This is a genomic window from Lysobacter enzymogenes (assembly GCF_017168095.1).
Taxonomy (GTDB): Bacteria; Pseudomonadota; Gammaproteobacteria; order Xanthomonadales; family Xanthomonadaceae; genus Lysobacter; species Lysobacter enzymogenes_D.
Genome location: NZ_LXSD01000129.1, coordinates 1 through 4085, shown reverse-complemented (window position 1 = coordinate 4085; position 4085 = coordinate 1). Strand labels below are relative to the sequence as shown.

At 74.1% G+C, this 4085-nt stretch carries 1 protein-coding gene; it reads left to right on the top strand.

What is annotated here, in order from left to right; translation table 11 throughout:
• A partial coding sequence (locus A7A76_RS03565; RefSeq protein WP_206409906.1) for a type I polyketide synthase occupies positions 1 to 4085 on the top strand: 4085 nt, incomplete at both ends.

Sequence of the window (4085 nt, the reverse complement as noted above, 5' to 3'; positions counted from 1 at the left end):
CGCACCGGCGCCGGCGCAGCCGTCGCCGCAGCCCGCCGTCGCCGCGGTCGCGCCCGCGACCGACGACGACCGCGCCGTCGCCATCATCGGCGTGTCCGGCCGCTATCCGCAGGCCGCGGACCTGGACCAGTTCTGGGAACGCATCAGCCGCGGCGAAGACTGCGTCGGCGAGATCCCGGCCGAGCGCTGGTCGCTGGACGGCTTCTACGAAGCCGATCCGGCCAAGGCCATCGCCGAAGGCAAGAGCTATTGCAAGTGGGGCGGCTTCATCGACGGCTTCGCCGATTTCGATCCGCTGTTCTTCGGCATCGCGCCGCGCGAGGCGATGGCGATCGATCCGCACGAGCGCCTGTTCCTGCAGGAAACCTGGCGCGCCTTCGAGGACGCCGGCTACACCCGCGCCGCGCTGGCCGACCGCCACGGCCGCCGGGTCGGCGTGTTCGCCGGCATTTCCCAGTCCGGCTTCGAACGCTGCGCCAGCGGCCAGGACGCCACCGGCGACGCGATCCACCCGCAGACCTCGTTCGGCTCGGTCGCCAACCGCGTGTCCTACCTGCTCGACCTGCAAGGGCCGAGCATGCCGATCGACACCATGTGCTCGTCTTCGCTGACCGCGATCCACGAGGCCTGCGAACACCTGCTGCGCGGCGAATGCGAAGTCGCCGCCGCCGGCGGGGTCAATCTCAACCTGCATCCCTCGCGCTACGTCGCGTCCTGCGAAGGCCGCTTCCTCGCCACCGACGGCCGCTGTCGCAGCTTCGGCGAAGGCGGCGACGGCTTCGTGCCCGGCGAAGGCGTGGGCGTGCTGATCCTCAAGCGGCTGTCGCGCGCGCTCGCCGACGGCGACCACATCCACGCGGTCATCCGCGCCAGCAGCATCAATCACGGCGGCAAGGCCAAGGGCTATACCGCGCCGAACCCGGCCGCGCAGCGCGAACTGGTCCGCGCCGCGATCGCCAAGGCCGGGATCGGCGCGCGCGAGATCTCCTTCGTCGAAGCCCACGGCACCGGCACCGAGCTCGGCGACCCGATCGAGATCGAGGCGCTGACCCAGGCGTTCCGCGACACCACCGGCGAGCGCGGCTTCTGCGCGATCGGCTCGGTCAAGAGCAACATCGGCCACCTGGAAGCGGCCGCCGGCGTGGCCGGGGTGACCAAGGTGCTGCTGCAGCTGCGCCATCGCCAGCTCGCGCCGTCGCTGCACGCGCAGCGGACCAACCCGCACATCGCGTTCGAGTCCTCGCCGTTCCGGCTGCAGCGCGAACTGGCGCCGTGGCCGGCGAGCGCGGGCCGGCGCATCGCCAGCGTGTCGTCGTTCGGCGCCGGCGGCGCCAACGCGCACCTGATCCTGGAAGAGTACGCGGCGCCCGCGTCCGCGCCTGCGAGCGATACCGGCCCGGTGCTGGTGACGCTGTCGGCCAAGGACGAGACCCGCCTGCGCGAATCCGCGCAGCGGTTGCTGCGCGCCTGCCGCGCGCCCGGCGCGCCGGCGCTGGCCGACATCGCCTATACCTTGCAGGTAGGACGCGAGGCGATGGAGCAGCGGCTGGCGTTCGTCGCCGCCTCGATGGCCGAACTGGAGGACAAGCTCGACGGCTTCCTGCAGCAGCGCAAGGGCCTGGAGCGTTTCTATCTCGGCCAGGCGCAGCGCGGCCGCAAGGCCTTGTCGTGGCTGCGCGAGGACGAGGACGCGCAGGCGCTGATCGAGGCCTGGCTGGCGCGCGGCAAGCTCGACCGCCTGGCCGAGGCCTGGGTCGAGGGCGCCGCGCAGATCGACTGGCAGCGGCTGTACCCGGCGAAGGCGCAGCCGCGCCGGGTGTCGCTGCCGACCTACCCGTTCGCGCCGGAACGCTACTGGATCGCCTCGCTGCCGACGGCGACGGCGAAGCCGGCCGTGCCGACTGCGCCGGCCGAATCGCGGCTGCATCCGCTGGTGCACCGCAATACTTCAAATCTCGACGGCCTGCGTTTCAGCTCCAGCTTCAACGGCGAGGAGCCGGTGTTCGCCGACCATGCGGTCGCCGGCCGGCGCATCCTGCCGGCCGTGGCCTATCTGGAAATGGCGCGCGCCGCGGCCGTGCTGGCCGCGCAGGCCGAACCCGGCGCGGCGGTGCAGATCGACGAGGTGGTGTGGCTCAAGCCGGTGGTGGCCGATGCGCCCGCGCTGCAGTTGCATATCGAAGTGCGCGCGCAGGACGAGGGGCTGCAGTGCGAGTTCGTGCGCGAAGCGCGCGGCGTGGTGGGCGAGGGCGCGCGCACCGCGGCGCCGTGCGTGCGCGCCCGCGTGCGCCTGCAAGCGCAGGCCGCGGCGACGCCCGACCTGGATCTGGCCGCCCTGCACGCGGCGACCGCTGCCGCGTCGATCGCCGGCGAAACCTGCTATCGCGAACTGGCGGCGATGGGCGTGGTCTATGGCCCGTCGCACCGCGGCCTGGTCGAAGTGCGCCGCGGCGAAGACGCGCACGGCCGTTTCGTGCTGGCGCGCCTGCGCGCGCCGGCCGGCGGCGCGACCGACGGCTGCGCCTTGCCGCCGGGCCTGCTGGATTCGGCCGTGCAGGCCGCCGGCTTCGGCGCCACCGACGGCGAGGCGGACGAGCAGACCGCCTCGGTGCCGTTCGCGCTCGACCGCTTGCAACTGCTGCGCGCCTGTCCGCAACAGGGCTGGGCGGTGGTGCGCCGCAGTTCGTCGGCCAACGGCATCGCGCGCACCGACATCGATCTGTGCGACGACGACGGCCGCGTGTGCGTGCGCCTGCAAGGCCTGAGCGGACGGCCTTACCGGCACGCGAACGCCGCGCCGTCCACGCCGCGCACCTTGTACTTCGTACCCTCGGACGCGGCCGGCGATGCGCCCCTCGCCGCCGCTGCGAACGGCGAGCGGCGCCTGCTGCTGGCCTGCGATGCGCCTGCCGCGGCGCTGGCCGCCGTGGCCGGCGCGGCCGAATGCCGGATCCTCGACGCCGCCTCGGCCGACCCGGCCGAGCGTTTCGCCGCGTACGCCGCGCACACGCTCGCCGCGTTGCGCGAGCTCGCCGACGACGGCGCGCCGGCGCTGCTGCAACTGGCGGTCCCGCAACGCGGCGCCGGCCGCCTGCACGCGGCGCTGGCGGCGATGCTGCGCCAGGCCCAGTCCGAATTCGCCGGCCTGCGCACGCAACTGCTCGCGGTCGAAGCGGGCGAGGGCGCGCACGTCCGCGCCCGGCGCGTGGACGCCATCGCGCTGGCCGAGGTCGAACTCGACGCCGCCGCCGCGTCCTGGCGCGACGGCGGCGTGTATCTGATCGCCGGCGGCCTGGGCGGCATCGGCGCCGCACTGGTCGCCGACATCGCCCGCAGCTGCGCCGGCGCGACGATCGTGATCGCCGGCCGCAGCGATCTCGACGCCGCCGGCCTGGAGCGCCTGCGCCGCCTGTCGTCGCTCGGCGCCCAGGTCGTGTACCGTTGCGTGGACGTGTCCCAGCGCGCCCAGGCCGAAGAACTGGTCGCCGAGATCCTGGCCCAGTACGGCGCCCTGCACGGCGTGCTGCATTGCGCCGGCAGCGCCCATCAGCGCCCGCTGTCGGCGCTGTCGGCGCGCGAACTGGACGAGGCGCTGGCGGCGAAGGTCGCCGGCACGCGCTATCTGGATCTGGCCACGCGCCAGCTGCCGCTGGACTGCTTCGTGCTGTTCTCGTCGCTGACCGCGCGCACCGGCGCGCCGGCCCAGGCCGCCTACGCCACCGCCAACGCCTTCCTCGGGCAGTACGCGCAGTACCGCCACGAGCTGCAGGCGCTGGGCGAACGCAGCGGCCGCAGCCTGGCGATCGACTGGCCGTACTGGGACAGCGACGGCGGCATGCAATTGCCGGCGCAGACCGTGGCCGCGATGCGCCAGCGCGGATTCGCCGCGCTCGACGCCGACAGCGGGCCGGCTGCGCTGAAGCGGGCCTTGGCGTCGCCGTATCCGCAGCTGGCGGTCGCTCACGGCGATCCGGCGTTGATTCGTGCCACGCTGATCAGCGCCGCGCTGGGCCACGACGGCGACGATGGCGGCGACGGCCCGGGCCGACGCGCGCACCGCGATGCGCCGCGCGCCGCGCCGCAGC